18 protein-coding genes are annotated in these 17,421 nt (G+C 68.5%); 17 read left to right on the top strand and 1 reads right to left on the bottom strand.

Annotated features, from left to right (window positions below):
• Nucleotides 1-15: 15 nt before the first annotated feature.
• Nucleotides 16-513 carry an NYN domain-containing protein gene (locus tag EXE41_RS07745; protein WP_049931242.1) on the bottom strand — a complete coding sequence of 166 codons (498 nt, stop codon included), beginning with the start codon at nucleotides 511-513 and terminating at the stop codon, nucleotides 16-18.
• A 153-nt stretch (nucleotides 514-666) separates the two neighbouring features.
• Here EXE41_RS07745 and EXE41_RS07740 point away from each other — a divergent pair, with 153 nt between their 5' ends.
• From EXE41_RS07740 to EXE41_RS07660, 17 genes are all read left to right on the top strand, one after another.
• The gene (locus tag EXE41_RS07740; RefSeq protein ID WP_049931240.1) at nucleotides 667-1,770 is read left to right on the top strand and encodes an AI-2E family transporter; all 1,104 of its coding nucleotides are present in this window, start codon (nucleotides 667-669) and stop codon (nucleotides 1,768-1,770) included.
• A 139-nt stretch (nucleotides 1,771-1,909) separates the two neighbouring features.
• On the top strand, nucleotides 1,910-3,106 hold the full coding sequence (locus EXE41_RS07735) for a cell division protein FtsZ (protein ID WP_094495106.1): 1,197 nt from the start codon (nucleotides 1,910-1,912) through the stop codon (nucleotides 3,104-3,106).
• 96 nt (nucleotides 3,107-3,202) lie between these two features.
• A complete protein-coding gene (locus EXE41_RS07730; protein ID WP_137690688.1) occupies nucleotides 3,203-3,937 on the top strand; it encodes a hypothetical protein in 735 nt (244 codons plus the stop codon).
• Nucleotides 3,938-4,156: 219 nt separating this feature from the next.
• A complete protein-coding gene (locus EXE41_RS07725; protein WP_086220040.1) occupies nucleotides 4,157-5,323 on the top strand; it encodes a 5-(carboxyamino)imidazole ribonucleotide synthase in 1,167 nt (388 codons plus the stop codon).
• Between the two features lie 9 nt (nucleotides 5,324-5,332).
• On the top strand, nucleotides 5,333-5,836 hold the full coding sequence (locus EXE41_RS07720) for an NUDIX hydrolase (protein WP_137690687.1): 504 nt from the start codon (nucleotides 5,333-5,335) through the stop codon (nucleotides 5,834-5,836).
• A 77-nt stretch (nucleotides 5,837-5,913) separates the two neighbouring features.
• Nucleotides 5,914-6,522: a 5-(carboxyamino)imidazole ribonucleotide mutase gene (purE, locus tag EXE41_RS07715; RefSeq protein ID WP_086220038.1), complete on the top strand. Its 609-nt coding sequence runs from the start codon at nucleotides 5,914-5,916 to the stop codon at nucleotides 6,520-6,522.
• Between the two features lie 393 nt (nucleotides 6,523-6,915).
• The gene (locus EXE41_RS07710) at nucleotides 6,916-7,332 is read left to right on the top strand and encodes an NADH-quinone oxidoreductase subunit A (protein ID WP_004596397.1); all 417 of its coding nucleotides are present in this window, start codon (nucleotides 6,916-6,918) and stop codon (nucleotides 7,330-7,332) included.
• A complete protein-coding gene (locus tag EXE41_RS07705) occupies nucleotides 7,332-8,030 on the top strand; it encodes an NADH-quinone oxidoreductase subunit B (RefSeq protein WP_006113007.1) in 699 nt (232 codons plus the stop codon). Before EXE41_RS07710 ends, EXE41_RS07705 begins: the two co-directional genes overlap by 1 nt.
• The gene (locus EXE41_RS07700) at nucleotides 8,027-9,691 is read left to right on the top strand and encodes an NADH-quinone oxidoreductase subunit D (protein WP_049931227.1); all 1,665 of its coding nucleotides are present in this window, start codon (nucleotides 8,027-8,029) and stop codon (nucleotides 9,689-9,691) included. Before EXE41_RS07705 ends, EXE41_RS07700 begins: the two co-directional genes overlap by 4 nt.
• Nucleotides 9,691-10,764 carry an NADH-quinone oxidoreductase subunit H gene (locus tag EXE41_RS07695; RefSeq protein ID WP_049931226.1) on the top strand — a complete coding sequence of 358 codons (1,074 nt, stop codon included), beginning with the start codon at nucleotides 9,691-9,693 and terminating at the stop codon, nucleotides 10,762-10,764. The genes EXE41_RS07700 and EXE41_RS07695 overlap by 1 nt, the downstream gene beginning before the upstream one ends.
• A gap of 1 nt (nucleotide 10,765) precedes the next feature.
• Entirely contained in the window at nucleotides 10,766-11,227 is a 462-nt protein-coding gene (locus EXE41_RS07690) for an NADH-quinone oxidoreductase subunit I (RefSeq protein WP_049931224.1), read from the top strand.
• Nucleotides 11,228-11,276: 49 nt separating this feature from the next.
• Nucleotides 11,277-11,543, top strand: a complete 267-nt coding sequence (locus EXE41_RS07685) for an NADH-quinone oxidoreductase subunit J (RefSeq protein WP_049931222.1) — start codon at nucleotides 11,277-11,279, stop codon at nucleotides 11,541-11,543.
• Complete coding sequence (locus tag EXE41_RS07680; protein ID WP_086216269.1) at nucleotides 11,540-11,899, top strand: hypothetical protein; 360 nt, start codon at nucleotides 11,540-11,542, stop codon at nucleotides 11,897-11,899. The genes EXE41_RS07685 and EXE41_RS07680 overlap by 4 nt, the downstream gene beginning before the upstream one ends.
• Entirely contained in the window at nucleotides 11,896-12,216 is a 321-nt protein-coding gene (nuoK, locus tag EXE41_RS07675) for an NADH-quinone oxidoreductase subunit NuoK (RefSeq protein ID WP_049931218.1), read from the top strand. Before EXE41_RS07680 ends, nuoK begins: the two co-directional genes overlap by 4 nt.
• A gap of 1 nt (nucleotide 12,217) precedes the next feature.
• Nucleotides 12,218-14,266 (top strand): NADH-quinone oxidoreductase subunit L, encoded by a 2,049-nt coding sequence (gene nuoL / locus EXE41_RS07670; protein WP_137690686.1) that lies wholly within the window; start codon nucleotides 12,218-12,220, stop codon nucleotides 14,264-14,266.
• A 14-nt stretch (nucleotides 14,267-14,280) separates the two neighbouring features.
• Nucleotides 14,281-15,795 (top strand): NuoM family protein, encoded by a 1,515-nt coding sequence (locus EXE41_RS07665; RefSeq protein ID WP_049931345.1) that lies wholly within the window; start codon nucleotides 14,281-14,283, stop codon nucleotides 15,793-15,795.
• Nucleotides 15,788-17,290, top strand: a complete 1,503-nt coding sequence (locus EXE41_RS07660) for an NADH-quinone oxidoreductase subunit N (RefSeq protein ID WP_086216267.1) — start codon at nucleotides 15,788-15,790, stop codon at nucleotides 17,288-17,290. Before EXE41_RS07665 ends, EXE41_RS07660 begins: the two co-directional genes overlap by 8 nt.
• The last annotated feature ends 131 nt before the right edge of the window (nucleotides 17,291-17,421 follow it).

Below are 17,421 nucleotides of genomic sequence, written 5' to 3'. Positions count from 1 at the left end.
CCCTTCGGGTGGCTCCTACAACAGGAACTTCTCCTCGTCCTCCGCGAGGTCGACGAAGTCGTCGGCGGCCTCGATCAGCTCGTCGGCGGCGGAGTTGCCGAACCCCATCGCCTCCACCCGGACCCCCTCGTGACGGAGGTGCGAGCAGAGCCGGGCGAAGTCGCCGTCGCCGGTACAGAGGACGACGGTGTCGACGTGGCTCGCGAGCGAGACGGCGTCGAGGCTCATCCCGAGATCCCAGTCGGCCTTCTTCGAGCCGTCCGCGAACGTCTTGATCTCCTTGATCTTCGTCTCGAAGCCGATGTCGCGGAGCGCCTCGAAGAAGCTCTCCTCCTCGGGGGAGTCGGCGCGGATCACGTACGCGATAGCGCGGACCAGCGACCGGTCCGCGACGGCCCCGTCGAGGAGGCCGGAGTAGTCGATGTTCCGCGAGTAGAAGCTCTGTGCCGAGTGATACAGGTTCTGTGAGTCCGCCAGCACCGCGACGCGCTGGTCCGGGTGAATGTCGGTCATGGGTCTCCATTCACCCCCCGCCGTTAGGGGTTTTGGGATCGGCGCGACCGCCACCCGCGGTTGGTCCCGTCGCGCACGACTCCCCGTGCGGTCCCGGCGGACGGGACCGTTACGACCACCATAGTTTATACCGAGGCCTGAAGACCGTGGCCCATGGACGAGAAGCGGTTCGTCGTCGCCCTCTTCGGCCTCGCGGTCGCGATCGTCGCCGGCTACGTGGCTTATCGGTTCGTCGCCCCGCTCACCGTCGCCGTCTTCCTCTACTACTCGACGCGGCGCTTCTACCACCGGCTCGAACGCTTCCGGCTCCCGTCTCGGGTGCGCGCGGTCGTGTCGCTGTCGCTCATCGGCGTCCCGCTCATCGGCCTGGTGAGCTACACGCTGGTGTTGCTAATCCTGGAGGCGCGGCGGTTCATCGAACAGTACCCCGTGGCGGACACCATCGGCGCGGAGAACTCGGTGATCGGGGACCTCGCGGAGCTGTCGAACCCGACGGCCGACGAACTGCTCACCGCGTACCGCTCCGGGCAGTTCGACCCGCTCATCGACCTCGTCTCCGAGCAGGCGTCGCTCCTAGCGAGCACGGTCTCCGGGCTCGCCCTGAACCTGCTCATCACCGTGGTCGTCACCTACTACCTGCTCATCGACGGCGACAAGTTCCACGACTGGCTGCTCAGCTTCGACGACGACGCGATCGTCCGCGAGTACCTCGAGACCGCCGACGCAGAACTGGAGGCGGTGCTGTACGGGAACCTCCTCAACGTGATCGCCATCGGGGTCATCGCGGTCGTCACCTACCTCGGGTACAACGCGGTCGCCCCCGCCGCGGTCGAGATCCCGTACCCGACGCTCGCGGGCGCGCTCACCGGCGTCGCCAGTCTGATCCCCGTGATCGGCATGAAGATCGTCTACATCCCGCTCGCGGCGGCGATGTCCGTCCCCGTCGCGCTCGACGGCGAGGTCTCGCTGCTCGTCTACGTCGCCGGGTTCCTCGCCGTCGCGGTCGTGGTCGTCGACACCGTCCCGGACATCGTCCTCCGACCGTACTTCAGCGGCGAGACGACGCACGTCGGGCTGCTCATGCTCGCGTACATCTTCGGCCCGGTCGTGTTCGGCTTCCACGGCCTGTTCCTCGCGCCGATCATCCTCGTGTTGGCGCTGACGTTCGCGGACACCGCGCTGTTGCGCCTGCTCGGCGTGGAGCCGGACCCGGGGTCCGAGGTCCCCGCCGGCCAGCGTCGGCTTGACGAATTCTGAGTCGTCGCGGGGCCCCGAATTCTGAGTCGTCGCGGGGCCCCGGTGTGTCGAGCGCGCGGTCGTCGGACCACTCGGCCGTCTAACCCGTCGGCCGCGGCGAGCCGAAGTCATTTATCCCCGGTCGACGACCGGGGTACGTATGCGACTACACGTCATCGGCCTCGGCGGGGCCGGGGGGCGGATCGCCGACCGACTCGCCGCCGACCGCGGCGGCGATCCGTTCCTCGCGGGCGTTCACGCCTTCGACACGGACATCGACGCGCTCGGGGCGCTGGACGCCCTCGGCGAGGAGCGTCGGTACCGGTTCGGCGACGCCGCGGGCGGGGACGGGCTCGGCGGCGACCTCCACGCGGGCCGCCGGCTCGGCGACGCCCACGCGAGCGAACTCGGCAGGGCGCTGGACGACCAGCGGCCCTCCCTCGCGGAGGCGTTCCTGCTCGTCGTCGGCCTCGGCGGCGCGGCCGGCGCGGGCGCGGCCCCTGCGCTCGCCGAGGAGCTCTCCCGGCTCTACGACGCCCCCGTCTACGCCTTCGGGTTCCTCCCGACGCCGGGCGAGACGGAGGAACCGGACGACGGCGGTCCCGCGAGCGCGTCGGACGGCCCCGCGGGCGCGCCCACCGACGGGGCCGATGCTGCGGGACCGGGCGGCGACCCGGCGCCGCCGACGCTCCATCGGCCGCTGGCCGAGCGGAACGCCGCGCGGACGCTCGACGCGCTCTCGGACCGCTGCGCGGCGGTCTTCCCCTTCGACAACGCGGCGTGGATCCGATCTAGAGAGACGCTCGGGGACGCCCGCGGGCGACTGAACGAGGTCGCCGCCGAACGGATCGCGGCGCTGTTCGGCGCCGGCGAGACGCCGGACGGAACGGAGACGCCACAGCAGGTGCTCGACGCGAGCGACATCGCGCGCGCCGTGGGGAGCGACGGCGAGATCGCGGCGATCGGCCACGCGACGCAGGCGGTGGACCCGCCCGACTCGGGGTCCCGATTTGGGCTCGGGCTGTTCGGCTCCGATGAGCCCGCCGAGGTGGACACGAGCGCCGCGGTGTCGGCGATCGAGACGGTCATCCGGAAGGCGACCCGCGGGAAGAACACGATCGAGGTCGCCGGCGGGCGCGCCGACCGGACCCTCCTCGTAGTCGGCGGCCCGCCCGCGTGGCTCAACCGAGAGGCGATCGCCGACGGGCGGCGCTGGCTCGCCGACGAGACCGGCTCGGACGCGATACTGAGCGGCGACGCGCCGGTCGCCGACGGCGACGCCGTCTCGGCGGTCGTGATCCGCTCGGGGCTCGACGAGCCGGAGCGGATTCGAGCGATACGCGAGACGATCGAGTGACTGCGCCGCCGCTGATCGGCGGGGAAGCGTAGATAGACGACCGCGGACCGGACCCCGACCCGAACCGGTTAACCGAGTGGCGCGCCCAGTGAACCCGTGACGACGCAGGCAGACCTCGGAATCGACCTCGACGTGCGCGACGCCGCGGCCGTCGCGGAGCGCCGCGACGAGATAGTCGCCGCCGTGCGCGACCACGCGGGGCGGATCGCCTACCAGCTCGCGCGGCTCCAGGGCGGCGACTACGGGCGCGAAACGCTCTCGACGTCCGGCGGCGAGTGGACGGTGAAACACGAGGCTGGCGAGCTGGAGTTCCTCCTGTTCTCGCCGAAGTCGGGCTCGGACACGTACGTGATCTCGACGAAGCAGCTGCCGGAGCCGGCGGCGCTTTCGACCGCGCTCGACGACTACGCGGCGTTCGTTGCCGCGTGGAACGAGCACGTCGACTCGCTCTCGGGCGTTCTCGACGGCGTGAGCGCGGAGTTCCCCGAGCCGGCGACCACCGAGGGCGTGGTGGCCGAGCGCGACCGCGTCCTCGACGAAATTCGCGACACTTGCGCGGTGATCGCCGGGGAGATACACCGGTACGAGGGAGACGATTACGGGACGTTCACCGCGCGCGTCGAGGGCGACCGCTGGGAGCTAAAACACGACGAGGGGGCCGTCTCGTACCTCCGGATCGGGGGGTCCGGTGGGCTCTACCTCCTCTCGCAGTACGGCGCCCCCTCCGCGGCCGACGTCCGGGAGTACGCCGACCGGTTCCGCGGCTTCGTCGAGACGTACAACGAGTTCGTCGACGAACTCGAGAGCGACCTCGAACGGATCTCCGTCTGACTCGCCCTCCCAGGCCCTCGCTCGGCTTGTCGGTTCGTCCCGTCCGCCCCTCGTTCGGCTCGTCGGTCCGTCCCCTTCGGCCCCCGCTCAGCCTGTCGGTTCGTCCCGTCCGTCCTTCCGACGCACCGAGGCAGCTCTCTCGGCTTTGATCCGTATCTGTGCGTATTCGACGGGTCGATTGGCAATACTTATTCATCTCTGTTGGGTACCGACCCGCACATGTCGATCACTCTTCCGGGGCCGACGCTCGGCGTCGTCGGCGGCGGCCAGCTCGGCCGAATGCTGGCCGAGGCCGCCGCGCCGCTCGGCGTCGACCTCGTCGTGTTGGACCCGACGCCCGACTGTCCGGCGGCGCCCGTCGCGGCCGACCAGATCGTCGCGGACTTCGACGACGCGGACGCGATCGGCGAACTGGCGGCCCGCGTCGACGCCCTGACCTTCGAGATCGAGCTCGCGGACCCGGCGGTCCTCGCGGCCGCGAGCGAGGACCACGACGTGCCGGTCCACCCCGACCCGGCCACGCTGGAGACGATTCAGGATAAGCTGGTCCAGAAGGAGGCGCTCGCCGACGCGGGGATCCCGGTCCCCGAGTTCGTCGCGGTCGCCACCGCCGAGGGGCTCGAACGCGTCGTCGAGGAGTTCGGCGGCGTCATGCTGAAGGCCCGCGAGGGCGGCTACGACGGCCGCGGGAACGTCCCGGTCGAGACGCCCGACGAGGCGGCCGCCGCGCTCGACCAGATCGGCGGCGCGGCGATGGCCGAGGAGTTCCTCGACTTCGAGCGTGAGATCGCCGTGATGGGCCTGAAAGGCGCCGACGGCGAGACGCGGACGTACCCGGTCACGGAGACGGTCCACCGCGAGGAGATCCTCCGCGAGAGCGTCAGTCCCGCCCGCGCCGACGACGCGGTCGTCGCCGAGGCGGAGTCGGTCGCCCGCGACGTACTGGCGGTCCTCGACGGCCGGGGCGTCTACGGGATCGAACTGTTCGAGACCCGCGAGGGGGAGGTGTTGGTCAACGAGATCGCGCCGCGCCCGCACAACTCCGGGCACTGGACGATCGAGGGCGCGCGAACCTCGCAGTTCGAGAACCACGTCCGCGCCGTGCTGGGGTGGCCGCTCGGCCCGACCGACCTCGTCGCGCCCGCGGTCACGGCGAACGTCCTCGGTGACGCAGAGGCGACCGGACCGGCGACGCTCCGGAACGTCGAGTCCGTCCTCTCCGCGCCCGACGCCGACCTCCACTGGTACGGCAAAGACGACGTGTACCCGCTCCGGAAGATGGGGCATCTGACCGTGACAGGCGGAAGCGACGACGGGGCCGACCGCGACGCGCTGCTCTCACACGCGCGAGAACTCCGGGACGGACTGACGTTCCGCGACGCGTAGCTCGCCCCGATGTCTGACAACGCTCCCGGCGGCGTCGCGCCAGGCGCCCCTCGCGAGTCGCAGTCGATCCGGCTTCCGGAAGAGCGGATCGAGGCCCTTCGGGAGTGGGCGGAGGCGGGAACCGGCTTGACCGCCGCCGCCCGCGTCCGCGACCCCGACGGTCGGATTGCGCTCGTGAAGACCTCGTGGTCGGACGGGTGGGTCCTTCCGGGCGGCGCGGTCGAACCCGACGAGTCGCCCCCGACCGCGGCGGCGCGGGAGGTCCGCGAGGAGACGGGACTCGACGCGGCGATCGACGACCCGGTCGTCGTCTTCGAGCAGTCGTACGTCGGCGCCGAGAGCGGTGCGGTCGCGTTCGAGGCTGAGTACGTCGTCTACGCGGCCCGCGCCGCGGGGCGTATTCCCGACGCCGCCGGTCTCGGTGTCTCTCCCGACGAGATCCGCGCCGCGCGGTGGTTCGAGGCTGTCCCGGCCGCCCTCCACGACGGCGCCCTGCTCCGCCCGTACCTCTGAACGCCGTCCGGGAGACGGAGCACACCGGCGTCGCCGCATCCGGGAGTTCCTTGTAGCCCTCCGCCGAACGCCCGATCATGACCACGGTAGACGACCTGATCGAGCGGCTCGAATCGGAGGCTGCGGCGGACGCCGACCCGTCGACCACCCCCGACGTGGGGATCATCATGGGCTCCGACTCGGACCTCCCCGTCATGGAGGGCGCCTACGAGGCGCTCGAGGACCTCGGCTTCGCGGAGCAGACCGACTTCGGCGACGCGCCGGACGCGCGGTTCACCTACGAGAGCTACGTCGTCTCCGCGCACCGGACGCCGGAGCTGATGTACGCGTACGGGGAGACGGCGACGGCCCGCGGGCTGGACGTGATCGTCGCGGGCGCGGGCGGGAAGTCCGCGGACCTGCCGAACATGACCGCCTCGATCGCGTATCCGGTCCCCGTGATCGGCGTGCCGGTTCAAGAGAAGTCGGTCGACTCCGTGATCGGCATGCCGACCGGGGCCCCGATCGTCGCCGTCGACGCCGGGAAGTCGTACAACGCGGCGCTGTCGGCGGCGCAGGTGCTCGCGCGCGAACACGACGAGGTCGAAGAGCGACTGCTCGACCTCCACGACGGGCAGAAAGCGGGCGTCGCGGACGTTTCCGCCGACCTCCACGACCTCGGTATCGACGGGTTCCGCGACCGGTGAGGGGGCGTCCGTCCGCTCCGTGGCCGCCCACTCGCGTCTCCCTCGACCGCGACCGTACCGTGCCTCACGCCTCCCCAGCCTCGCTGTTCGCGCTCTCCGAGTGCTCACCGCTCCATCGCGCGTGCTGCCTCGCGGGCCTCCGTCCCGCTCGTAGGCACGCGCCACCGCGACCGCGCGTCGGTTTATAAAACCGGATGCCTCGTCTCCCACCGAATCGCCGTCCCCCTCCCCACTCGCACGCGGGTTCACGATCGAGGGCCGATCGAGGACTCTCGGTCGCTTCGGCGTCGCTTCGACCGCGAACGGCCGGTACCGGCCCGCACACGCGGGGACGCACAAGACTCAACGCTTATGAGGGGGCGGTCCAAACCCCAGCACGTTACGGAGACCTATATGAGCGATTGGATAGCGATTGGCGCCTTGGCGGTCGTCGGCCTGCTCATCCCGATAGCGATGATGACAGTGTCGGCGCTGCTCCGTCCGAGCGTGCCTGAGACCGGTAAAAGTACCACCTACGAGTCCGGCGAGACCCCGACGGGCGGAACCCGCATCCGGTTCAACATCCAGTACTACATGGTCGCGCTGTTGTTCGTCGTGTTCGACATCGAGACCGTGTTGCTGTTCCCGTGGGCTGTCATCTACCGCCCGGCCGTCCAGGCCGGCGTGCCGATGGCCGACCTGCTGTGGCCGATGTTGGCCTTCGTCGGAATCCTCGCGGTCGGACTCGTCTGGGCGTGGCGGTCGGGGGCGATCAGCTGGGCCCGCAGCCCCCGCGCGACCAGCAGAAAAACGACGGAGGACATCAACTAATGAGCAGCGATCAACCGTTTATCACCGACGAATCGCAGGTCGTAACCGAGACGAGGGACGCCCGGATGACCGGGCAGGGGGACCGGTTCAACTCCCGGCTCCGCGAGGCGTTCGGCTCCTCGCCGTTCATCCTCACCAAGTTCGACAAGTTCCTGAACTGGTGTCGGGGCTCCTCGATGTTCATGCTGCAGTTCGGTATCGCCTGCTGTAGCATCGAGATGATGCACACCTACGCGGTGAAACACGACCTCGACCGCTTCGGGTCGGGCGTCCCCCGCGCCTCGCCGCGGCAGGCCGACGTGATGATCGTCCCCGGGACGATCGTCTCGAAGTTCGCTCCGCGGATGAAGCGCGTCTACGACCAGATGCCCGAGCCGAAGTTCGTCGTCGGCATGGGCTCGTGTACCATCTCCGGCGGCCCGTTCCAGGAGGGGTACAACGTGATCAAGGGCGCCGAGGAGGTCATCCCGATCGACATCCACGTCCCCGGCTGCCCGCCCCGCCCCGAGGCGCTTGTGTACGGCGTCGTGAAACTACAGGAGCGCGTCGCCAACGGCGAGGCCGCGCCCGTCACCGTCAAGCCGTACGAGCTGGAGGAGTTCTCGGACCTCGAACGCGACGAGCTCGTCGACAAGCTGGCCGACCAGATCGACGACGACGAACTCGTCATGCGGTACAACTTCGCTGATTCGCCATGAGCCTCGAACGACCAGACAGAGTCGACGACGACGCCGTCGAGCGCACCCCCGACGAGCTGGAGGCGCTGCTCGGCGACCTCGTCGTCGACCGCGACGACCATCTGAACGCGCCCGGGTTCGTCATCCGCCCGGACACCGTTCAGGAAACGCTTCGGACCCTGAAAGAGCAGGCGGGGTACGACCACCTCTCCGTGGTCTCCGCACAGGAGTACGAGAACCGCTACGAGTCCATCTACCACCTGAAGAAGTACGACGATCCGACCCAAGAGGTCAGCATCGTCGTGCCCGCCGACAAGGACGACCCCGTCTCCGAGTCGGCCGAGCCCGTCTTCCGCACCGCCGACTGGCACGAGCGGGAGGCGTACGACCTGATCGGGATCGAGTACGACGACCACCCCGACCTCCGTCGGATCCTGCTCCCCGAGACGTGGCAGGGCCACCCCCTGTCGATGGACTACGACAAGGACCGGCCGCAGATCGCCACGCTGCCGGAGCACGCGAACCCGCTGGAGGACCACCACAAGGACGCCGAGTCCGACACGATGTTCCTCAACATCGGGCCGCACCACCCCGCGACCCACGGCGTCCTCCACCTGAAGACGGTGCTCGACGGCGAGCAGGTCGCCGACGTCGAGCCAGACATCGGCTACCTCCACCGCAGCGAGGAGCAGATGGCGCAGTCCGGGACGTACCGCCACCAGATCATGCCGTACCCCGACCGCTGGGACTACATCTCGGCGGGCCTGCTCAACGAGTGGGCGTACGCCCGCGCGGCCGAGGACCTCGCGGACATCGAGGTGCCCGAGTACGCGCAGGTCATTCGGACGATGGGCGCGGAGATGTGCCGGATCGCCGCGCACATGCTCGCGCTCGCGACGTTCGCGCTCGACATCAACGGCGACTTCACGGCGACGTTCATGTACGCCATCAACGACCGCGAGCGCGTCCAGAACCTCTTGGAGGACCTGACGGGACAGCGGCTGATGTTCAACTACTTCCGGCTCGGCGGGGTCGTCTGGGACCTGCCGGAACCGCGCGAGGAGTTCTTCTCGAAGACCCGGGACTTCCTCGACCAACTCCCGGAGTCCGTCGAGGAGTACCACAACCTGATCACCTCGAACGAGGTGTTCCAGATGCGGACCATCGACACGGGCATCCTGCCGCCGGAGGTCGCGAAGAACTACGGCGCGACCGGCCCCGTCGCCCGCGGCTCGGGGGTCGACTACGACCTCCGCCGCGACGACCCGTACGGCTACTACGACGAGCTCGATTGGGACGTCGTCACCGAGGACGGCGGCGACAACTTCAGCCGCCTGCTCGTCCGGATGCGCGAGGTCGAGGAGTCCGCGAAGATCATCGAGCAGTGCGTCGACCTGCTCGAGGACTGGCCCGAAGACGAGCGCAACATCCAGGCGAACGTGCCGCGCACGCTGCGCCCGGACGACGACACGGAGATCTACCGCGCCGTCGAGGGCGCGAAGGGCGAACTCGGCATCTACATCCGCGCGGACGGCACGGACAAGCCGGCGCGGTTCAAGATCCGGTCGCCGTGCTTCTCGAACCTCCAGACGCTGCCGGAGATGGCGAACGGGGAGTACATCCCCGACGTCATCGCGGCCCTCGGTAGCCTCGACGTCGTTCTCGGGGAGGTGGACCGCTGATGGGTACGGCCCCCGCACAGCTGTTCCCCGAGTTCATCGTCGACACGCTCGGGCTCGACAGCGTCATCGGCGAGGTCGCGGCCTCGCTGGTCGCCGCCTTCGTCGTCGGAAACATCATCCTCGCGTTCACGGGCGTCGCGGGCCCGTGGGCGAAACGGAAGATCACGGCGGCGTTCACCGACCGGATCGCGGTCGACCGGATCGGCCCGTTCGGCCTGCTCATCATCCCGGCGGCCGCGATCCAGCTCCTCGCGAAGGAGCTGATCATCCCCGAGGGCGTCGACCGCCCCTCGTGGGACATCGCGCCGATCATCCTGCCGTCGTCGGCGCTGCTCGGCTTCTCCGTGATCCCGATGGGCCAGCTCGGTCCGATCAACCTCCACCTCGCGGACCCCGAGGTCGGGTTCGCGCTGGTGTTCGCGTTCGCGTCGATCGCCTCGGTCTCGCTGGTGATGGCCGGCTACGCGTCGAACAACAAGTACTCGCTCCTTGGCGGTCTCCGCGCCGTCGCGCAGAACCTCGCGTACGAGATCCCGCTCATCGTCACGGCGATGTCGGTCGTGATCTTCTCCGGCACGCTCCAGATGAGCGGCGTCGTCGGCGCGCAGACGGAGACGCTCGTGACGATCGCCGGCGTCTCGATCCCGTCGTGGTACGCCCTCGTGAACCCGTTCGCGTTCGTGTTGTTCCTCACGGCGAACATGGCGGAGATCGGGCGGAATCCGTTCGACATCCCCGAGGCGCCGACCGAGATCGTCGGCGGGTACCAGACGGAGTACTCCTCGGCGTACTTCGTCCTCTTCTACCTCGGCGAGTTCGTCCACATCTTCCTCGGCGGGGCGATCCTCGCCGTGACGTTCCTCGGCGGGGCCTCCGGGCCCGGTCCGGAGAGTATCAGCTTCATCTGGTTCGTGGTGAAGATCTGGGGCTTCTTCCTGTTCACGCAGTGGGCCCGCGCGGCGCTGCCCCGCGTCCGTATCGACCAGCTGATCGAAATCGGCTGGAAGGGAATGCTGGTGCTGTCGTTCGCGAACCTGGTGCTCACGGCCGTAATCGTGGGGGTGATCGCGTAACATGATTGGACTCATGAAATCCATGGCGACGACGATGAAGCACGCGCTGGACGGGAATACGTTCACGGTGGAATACCCGGAGGACGCGCCCGAAGTGAGCCCGCGGTTCCGCGGGGTCCACAAGTTCAGCCAGGAACGGTGTATCTGGTGTCGGCAGTGCGAGAACGTCTGTCCGAACGACACGATCCAGATCGTTCAGGACGACCAGCGCAACGGTGAGCAGTACAACCTCCACATCGGGCAGTGCATCTACTGCCGGCTCTGCGAGGAGGTCTGTCCCGTCGACGCGATCCTGTTGACGCAGAACTTCGAGTTCACCGCCGACACGAAAGACGACTTCGTGTTCAACAAAGAACAGCTCAAGAACGTCCCGTGGTACAAGGGGATCGACCCGCTGGAGTCCCGCAATCCCGATCGCGGCGCGTGGATCGGGGAGGGTGACGGCGAGGTCGACTACCAGTAGCGGGCACGTCTCGAAATCTTCAAAGGGGTTCTCATAGGAGACAAACACAATGGTTTATCCTACCATCGCGTTCGGGCTGTTCGCCGCGGTTACGCTGGCGTTCGCCCTCGGGGTCGTCCTGGCGCGCGACGTGTTCCACGCCGCGCTGCTGCTGGGCGGAGCCCTCACGAGCGTCGCGGTGCACTACGTGATGCTGCGGGCGGAGTTTATCGCCGCCATGCAGATCCTCGTCTACGTGGGCGGGGTTCTCATCTTGGTCACGTTCGCCGTGATGCTCACGCGATCTGATTCTGAAACGGAGGTGAGTAGCGCGTGAGCAACGACGAGAGCCGCGGGTCGCGGATCGCCCCCGCGGTCGCCGTGGGCGCCCTGTTCGCCGTGCTGGCCGCGACGATCAACGCGGCGACGTTCGGCTTCGAGGAGGTGGGCTTCCCGGCTGACGCTTCGATCGTCCACAACCTCGGGTACGCCCTGTTCAACCTCGGCGCGTACGACATCGCGACCATCCCCGCGGAGGGGTTCCTCGCGGCCTTCCTGATCGCCGCGGTCGCGCTCGACGTCGCGGTCGACGGCGCCGTCTACCTCGCGAAACGCGAGGAGGACGGGTCGGTCATCTCGGCGGTCGGACAGGCGTTCACGGACGGCGGACGCGACGGAGGTGATCGGAAGTGACCGCCGTCGCGTCCTCCATTCCGCCGTCGTGGTACCTGCTGCTAGCGGCGGCCGTCTTCTGCGTCGGTCTGTTCGGCGTGCTGACGCGCCGGAACGCGCTGTACTTCCTCATGAGCGTCGAGCTCATGATGAACGCGGCCAACATCAACTTCGTCGCGTTCGCGCTCTACTACGGCGACCTCACGGGGCAGGTGTTCGCGCTGTTCGTCATCGCGCTCGCCGCCGCCGAGGTCGCCATCGGTATCGGCATCATACTCGTGTTATACCGTAACTTCGGCACGACAGACGTGACTGTTCCCGCGGAGATGAGGTGGTAAGATGGTGAACGCATTCGCATACGTCCCGGCGATCGTGCTCCTCCCGTTCTTCTCGTTCCTGGTCGCGCTCGGCGCGGGCAGGTACCTCCCGAAGGGCGGCGCGTTCGGCGGTATCGCCGCGACCGCGGGCTCGTTCCTGCTGTCGATCTGGGTCGCGGCGACCGTCGCGGGCGGACGGGCGTACAACGAGACGCTGTACTACTGGGCGAGCGAGGGCGGTGCCGGCATCGGCCCGACGGACATCGAGCTCTCCTTCGGCGTCCTGATCGACCCGCTGTCGGCGCTCATGCTCGTCATCGTGACGCTCGTGGCGCTTCTCGTCCACGTGTTCTCGCTCGGCTACATGAACGACGAGGGCGAGACCGGCCTGCCGCGCTACTACGCCGGCCTCGGTCTGTTCACGGCCTCGATGCTCGGGTTCGTCGTCGCCGACAACCTCCTGATGGCGTTCATGTTCTTCGAGCTGGTCGGGCTCTGCTCGTACCTGCTCATCGGCTTCAACTTCCGGGAGCCGGGCCCGCCGTCGGCGGCGAAGAAGGCGTTCCTCGTCACCCGCTTCGGCGACTACTTCTTCCTCGTCGGCGTCGTCGCGGTGTTCGCCACCTTCGGCACGGCGCAGTTCGCCGGTCCGGAGTCGTTCCCGGCGCTCGCCGACGCGGCGCTCAACGGCTCCGGCTCGGTCGCGTGGACGCCCGGCGGCGTCGAACTCGGGACGTGGCTGACCGTCGTCGGCCTGCTCGTCTTGGGCGGCGTCGTCGGGAAGTCCGCGCAGTTCCCGCTTCACACGTGGCTCCCAGACGCGATGGAGGGCCCGACGCCCGTCTCGGCGCTGATCCACGCCGCGACGATGGTCGCGGCCGGCGTCTACCTCGTCGCGCGGATGTACGGGTTCTACGTGCTGACGCCGACGACGATGGCGGTCATCGCCTTCATCGGCGGTTTCACGGCGCTGTTCGCTGCGACGATGGGGCTCGTGAAAAACGAGCTGAAGCAGGTGCTCGCGTACTCCACCATCTCCCAGTACGGGTACATGATGCTCGCGCTCGGCGCGGGCGGGTACGTGGCCGCGGTCTTCCATCTGACCACCCACGCGTTCTTCAAGGCGCTGCTGTTCCTCGGCGCCGGGTCGGTCATCATCGCGATGCACCACAACGAAGACATGTGGGACATGGGCGGGCTGAAGTCGAAGCTGCCCGTCACCTACTACACCTTCCTCGCCGGGTCGCTGGCGCTCGCGGGCATCTTCCCGTTCGCTGGCTTCTGGTCGAAAGACGAAATCCTCTACGAGGCGCTCGTCCACGGCCTCAACGACCCGCTGCTGCTCGGCGGCTACCTGATGGGGCTGCTCGCGGTGCCGGTCACCGCGTTCTACACCTTCCGGATGGTGTTCCTGACTTTCCACAGCGAGCCCCGCAGCGACACCGCGCGCGACCCCGTCCCGGTCCGCTGGAACGTGAAGGGGCCGCTGACGGTCCTCGGCTCGCTCGCGGTCGTCACCGGGTTCATCAACATGGTGCCGGTCCAGAAGGTCCTCGGCATCGAAGGGATCGACCTGCTTCACCTGTGGCTCGACAACCACTGGGGCGGCATCGAGGGCCTCTCCTCGCACCACTACGCCGACTTGGGTCCCTACAGCAGCGGCTACCTCGTCGGCGGTGAGACCGGGACCGTCCTCGTCGGCGCGGCCGTCTCGCTCGGCTTAGCGCTGCTCGGACTCGGACTCGCCTGGCGGCTCTACAACGTGCCGTCGCCCGCGGAACACACCGCCAAGCTCGGCGGCATCAAAGACGTGCTGTACAACAACTACTACCTCGACGAACTGCAGGTCTGGCTCGCGTATCGCACGGAAGACGTCGCGGGCGGCGCGAACGTCTTCGATCAGGGAATCATCGACGGCGTCGTGAACGGCGTCTCCTCGGTGAGCCTCACCGGCGGCGGTCGGATCCGTCAGCTCCAGTCGGGGATCGTCTCGCAGTACGCCGCCCTGCTCACCTTCGGACTCGTCGCGCTGTTGCTCGTGCTCGGCGCGACCGGGGGGTGGTTCCTGTGATACTCGAAGCGCTCATGGCGGCCGCCTTCGTCGGCGCGCTGACCGTGTTCCTCGCGCCCGACGAGTGGGCCGGCCGCTTGTCGTTCGCGATCAGCCTGATCCCGTTCGTCGGCAGCCTCTACCTGTGGTCCGGCTTCGAGGCCGGCGGCAACGCCCTGCTGGGCGGGGAGATAGCGTACGCGACGCAGATCGAGTGGCTCGAAGTCGGCGGCCGCAGCGTCTCGTGGTTCGTCGGCCTCGACGGGATCAGCCTCCCGCTGTTCGTGCTCACGACGTTCCTCGTCCCGCTGGCGATCGTCAGCGCGTGGACGCCCGTGGACTCGCGGCAGAGCCAGTTCTACGGGCTCATGCTGTTCATGGAGGCGAACCTGCTGGGCGTGTTCGCCGCGCTCGACTTCTTCCTGTGGTTCGTCTTCTGGGAGGCCGTGCTGGTCCCGATGTACTTCCTCATCGGGATCTGGGGCGGTCCGCGCCGCAAGTACGCCGCGATCAAGTTCTTCGTGTACACGAACGCGGCGTCGCTACTGATGTTCATCGGCTTCATGAGCCTCGTGTTCGCGCTCGGCGACTCGGTGTCGTCGTTCGCCTTACCCGAGATCGCGCAGGCGATCGCCGCGGGTGACTTGGGCACGTGGTTCGGCATCGCGCCGGACCGCCTCGCCCTGTTCGCGTTCCTCGCGATGTTCCTCGGGTTCGCGGTGAAGGTCCCGATCGTGCCGTTCCACACGTGGCTGCCGGACGCGCACGTTCAGGCGCCGACCCCCGCGTCGGTGCTGCTGGCGGGCGTCCTCCTGAAGATGGGGACGTACGCGCTGCTCCGGTTCAACTTCACGATGCTGCCCGACCAGGCGTCGATGCTCGCGGTTCCGATCGCGGCGATCGCCGTCATCAGCGTCATCTACGGCGCGATGCTGGCGCTCGCACAGAAGGACCTCAAGCGCATCGTCGCGTACTCGTCGGTCTCGTCGATGGGGTACGTCATCCTCGGGCTCATCGTGTTCACCGAGTACGGGGTCGGCGGCGCGACGTTCCAGATGGTCGCGCACGGCCTCATCTCGGGACTGATGTTCATGGCGGTCGGCGTCATCTACAACACGACCCACACGCGGATGATCGGCGACATGGGCGGCATGGCCGACCGGATGCCGGTCACCGTCGGGATCCTCGTCGCCGGCGCGTTCGGCTACATGGGGCTCCCGCTGATGGCCGGCTTCGCGGGCGAGTTCTTCATCTTCGTCGGCTCGCTGTCCGCCCCGTCGCTCCCGTACGCGCCGGTGTTCACGGCGCTCGCGATGTTCGGTATCGTCATCGTCGCCGGCTACCTGCTGTCGGCGATGCAGAGTACGCTGTTCGGTCCGTTCGAACTGGAGACCGACTACGACGTGGGGCCCGCGCCGTTCCACGACGTCGCCCCGCTCGCGGTGCTGCTGGTAGCGATCATCGTGCTCGGCGTTGCGCCCGACATCTTCTTCGAGATGATCCGCGACGCTGCCCTACCCGTGGTAGAGGGGGTGACGATCAATGGTTAACGGCCTGCCCGGCGTGACGGCGCTGCTGCCGGCGCTCCTGCTTGCCGTCACCGGTCTCGCGCTGCTCTTGGTCGACACGGTCCGGCCGGACGCGCGGTCGAACACGTCGATGGCGGTCGTCGGCGCGATCGGGTCCCTCGCCGCGCTCGCGGCGAGCGTCTGGCTCACCGCCAGCGGCGGTGTGAGCCCGGACGGCGGCGCGGTGTTGCTGTTCGCGGACGCGGTGAAGGTGGACACGCTGTCGCTGTTCTTCACCGCCATCTTCGCGTCGGTGACCGCGCTGGTTCTCGTCGCGGCCCACGACTACTTCCACGACCACGCCAACCCGGCGGCGTTCTACTCGCTCGTGACGTTCGCCGCGACCGGCATGGCGCTTCTGGCGGTCGCGAACTCGCTCGCGGTCGTGTTCGTCGCCTTAGAGATGGTGTCGCTGCCCTCGTACGTGCTCGTCGCGTACCTCAAGCAGAACCGCGGGAGCGTCGAGGCGGGGCTGAAGTACTTCCTCGTCGGCGCGCTCTCGTCGGCTATCTTCCTGTTCGGCATCTCGCTCGTGTACGCCGCGACGGGCTCGCTGATCCTCGCCGACATCGCGTCGGCCTCGATCGACGGGCTGGCCGGCGTGCTCGGCGTCGGCGTCGTGATGATGATCGGCGGCGTCGCCTTCAAGACGGCCTCCGTCCCGTTCCACTTCTGGGCGCCGGAGGCGTACGAGGGCGCGCCCGCGCCGGTGAGCGCGTTCCTCTCGTCGGCCTCGAAGGCCGCCGGGTTCGTCGTCGCGTTCCGCGTGTTCACCGAGGCGTTCCCGCTGGAGATGGCGGCGTCGGCGAACGTCGACTGGATGCTCGCGTTCGCGATCCTCGCGGCCGTCACGATGACGCTCGGTAACTTCGCGGCCGCGGTCCAGGAGGAGGTCAAGCGGATGTTGGCCTACTCCTCGATCGGGCACGCCGGATACGCGCTCATCGGCGTCGCCGCGCTCACGGTCGACGGGCCCGCCAACGGCACCGTCATGGGCGCCGCGATGGCGCACCTGCTCGTCTACGGGTTCATGAACACCGGCGCGTTCCTCTTCGTCGCGATGGCGGAGCGGTGGGGCGTCGGCCGCACCTTCGCGGACTACGCGGGGCTCTGGCGGCGCGCGCCGGTCGCCTCCGTCGCGATGGCCGTGTTCATGTTTTCGCTGGCGGGGCTCCCGCCGTTCGCCGGGTTCTTCTCGAAGTACTTCCTGTTTCAGGCGGCCATCGACAACGGCTTCCTGTGGCTCGCCGGGCTCGGCGCGATAAACAGCGTCGTGTCGCTGTACTACTACAGCCGGGTCGTGAAGGCGCTGTTCCTGGACGACCCCGCGTCGCCGAGCGCGCTCGACGCGATCGACGTGCGGCCGACGGCGCTGTACGCCGCGGTCATCTTCGCGGCGGTCGCGACGGTGCTGCTCCTGCCCGGCTTCGGGCCCGTCATCGAGACGGCCGAAGCGGCGGCCTCCGCGCTGTTCTGACCGGCGGCTCCGCAGCGCTGAGCGGTCCGTTCCGCCGGTCGATTTCTGTTTCCGCTGTTCTCCGCGTCACCACTCACCGCGCCCCGGAGGGCGGTTTCGGTCGCCGAACCCCGCACCGCCGACCACAGATA

Origin of the sequence: Halorubrum sp. SD690R (assembly GCF_005435035.1) — an archaeon.
GTDB lineage: Archaea > Halobacteriota > Halobacteria > Halobacteriales > Haloferacaceae > Halorubrum > Halorubrum ezzemoulense.
Note: the sequence above shows the minus strand (reverse complement) of the source record. Positions and strands in the feature narration are given on the sequence as shown.

Coding starts and splice junctions, on each gene's coding strand:
- EXE41_RS07710 (WP_004596397.1), top strand. CDS start 6,916: ATGAGCGATTGGATAGCGATTGGCGCCTTGGCGGTCGTCGGCCTGCTC.
- EXE41_RS07725 (WP_086220040.1), top strand. CDS start 4,157: ATGTCGATCACTCTTCCGGGGCCGACGCTCGGCGTCGTCGGCGGCGGC.
- EXE41_RS07690 (WP_049931224.1), top strand. CDS start 10,766: ATGATTGGACTCATGAAATCCATGGCGACGACGATGAAGCACGCGCTG.
- EXE41_RS07745 (WP_049931242.1), bottom strand. CDS start 513: ATGACCGACATTCACCCGGACCAGCGCGTCGCGGTGCTGGCGGACTCA.
- EXE41_RS07720 (WP_137690687.1), top strand. CDS start 5,333: ATGTCTGACAACGCTCCCGGCGGCGTCGCGCCAGGCGCCCCTCGCGAG.
- EXE41_RS07740 (WP_049931240.1), top strand. CDS start 667: ATGGACGAGAAGCGGTTCGTCGTCGCCCTCTTCGGCCTCGCGGTCGCG.
- EXE41_RS07700 (WP_049931227.1), top strand. CDS start 8,027: ATGAGCCTCGAACGACCAGACAGAGTCGACGACGACGCCGTCGAGCGC.
- EXE41_RS07685 (WP_049931222.1), top strand. CDS start 11,277: ATGGTTTATCCTACCATCGCGTTCGGGCTGTTCGCCGCGGTTACGCTG.
- EXE41_RS07660 (WP_086216267.1), top strand. CDS start 15,788: ATGGTTAACGGCCTGCCCGGCGTGACGGCGCTGCTGCCGGCGCTCCTG.
- nuoL (WP_137690686.1), top strand. CDS start 12,218: ATGGTGAACGCATTCGCATACGTCCCGGCGATCGTGCTCCTCCCGTTC.
- EXE41_RS07695 (WP_049931226.1), top strand. CDS start 9,691: ATGGGTACGGCCCCCGCACAGCTGTTCCCCGAGTTCATCGTCGACACG.
- EXE41_RS07705 (WP_006113007.1), top strand. CDS start 7,332: ATGAGCAGCGATCAACCGTTTATCACCGACGAATCGCAGGTCGTAACC.
- EXE41_RS07665 (WP_049931345.1), top strand. CDS start 14,281: ATGGCGGCCGCCTTCGTCGGCGCGCTGACCGTGTTCCTCGCGCCCGAC.
- purE (WP_086220038.1), top strand. CDS start 5,914: ATGACCACGGTAGACGACCTGATCGAGCGGCTCGAATCGGAGGCTGCG.
- EXE41_RS07735 (WP_094495106.1), top strand. CDS start 1,910: ATGCGACTACACGTCATCGGCCTCGGCGGGGCCGGGGGGCGGATCGCC.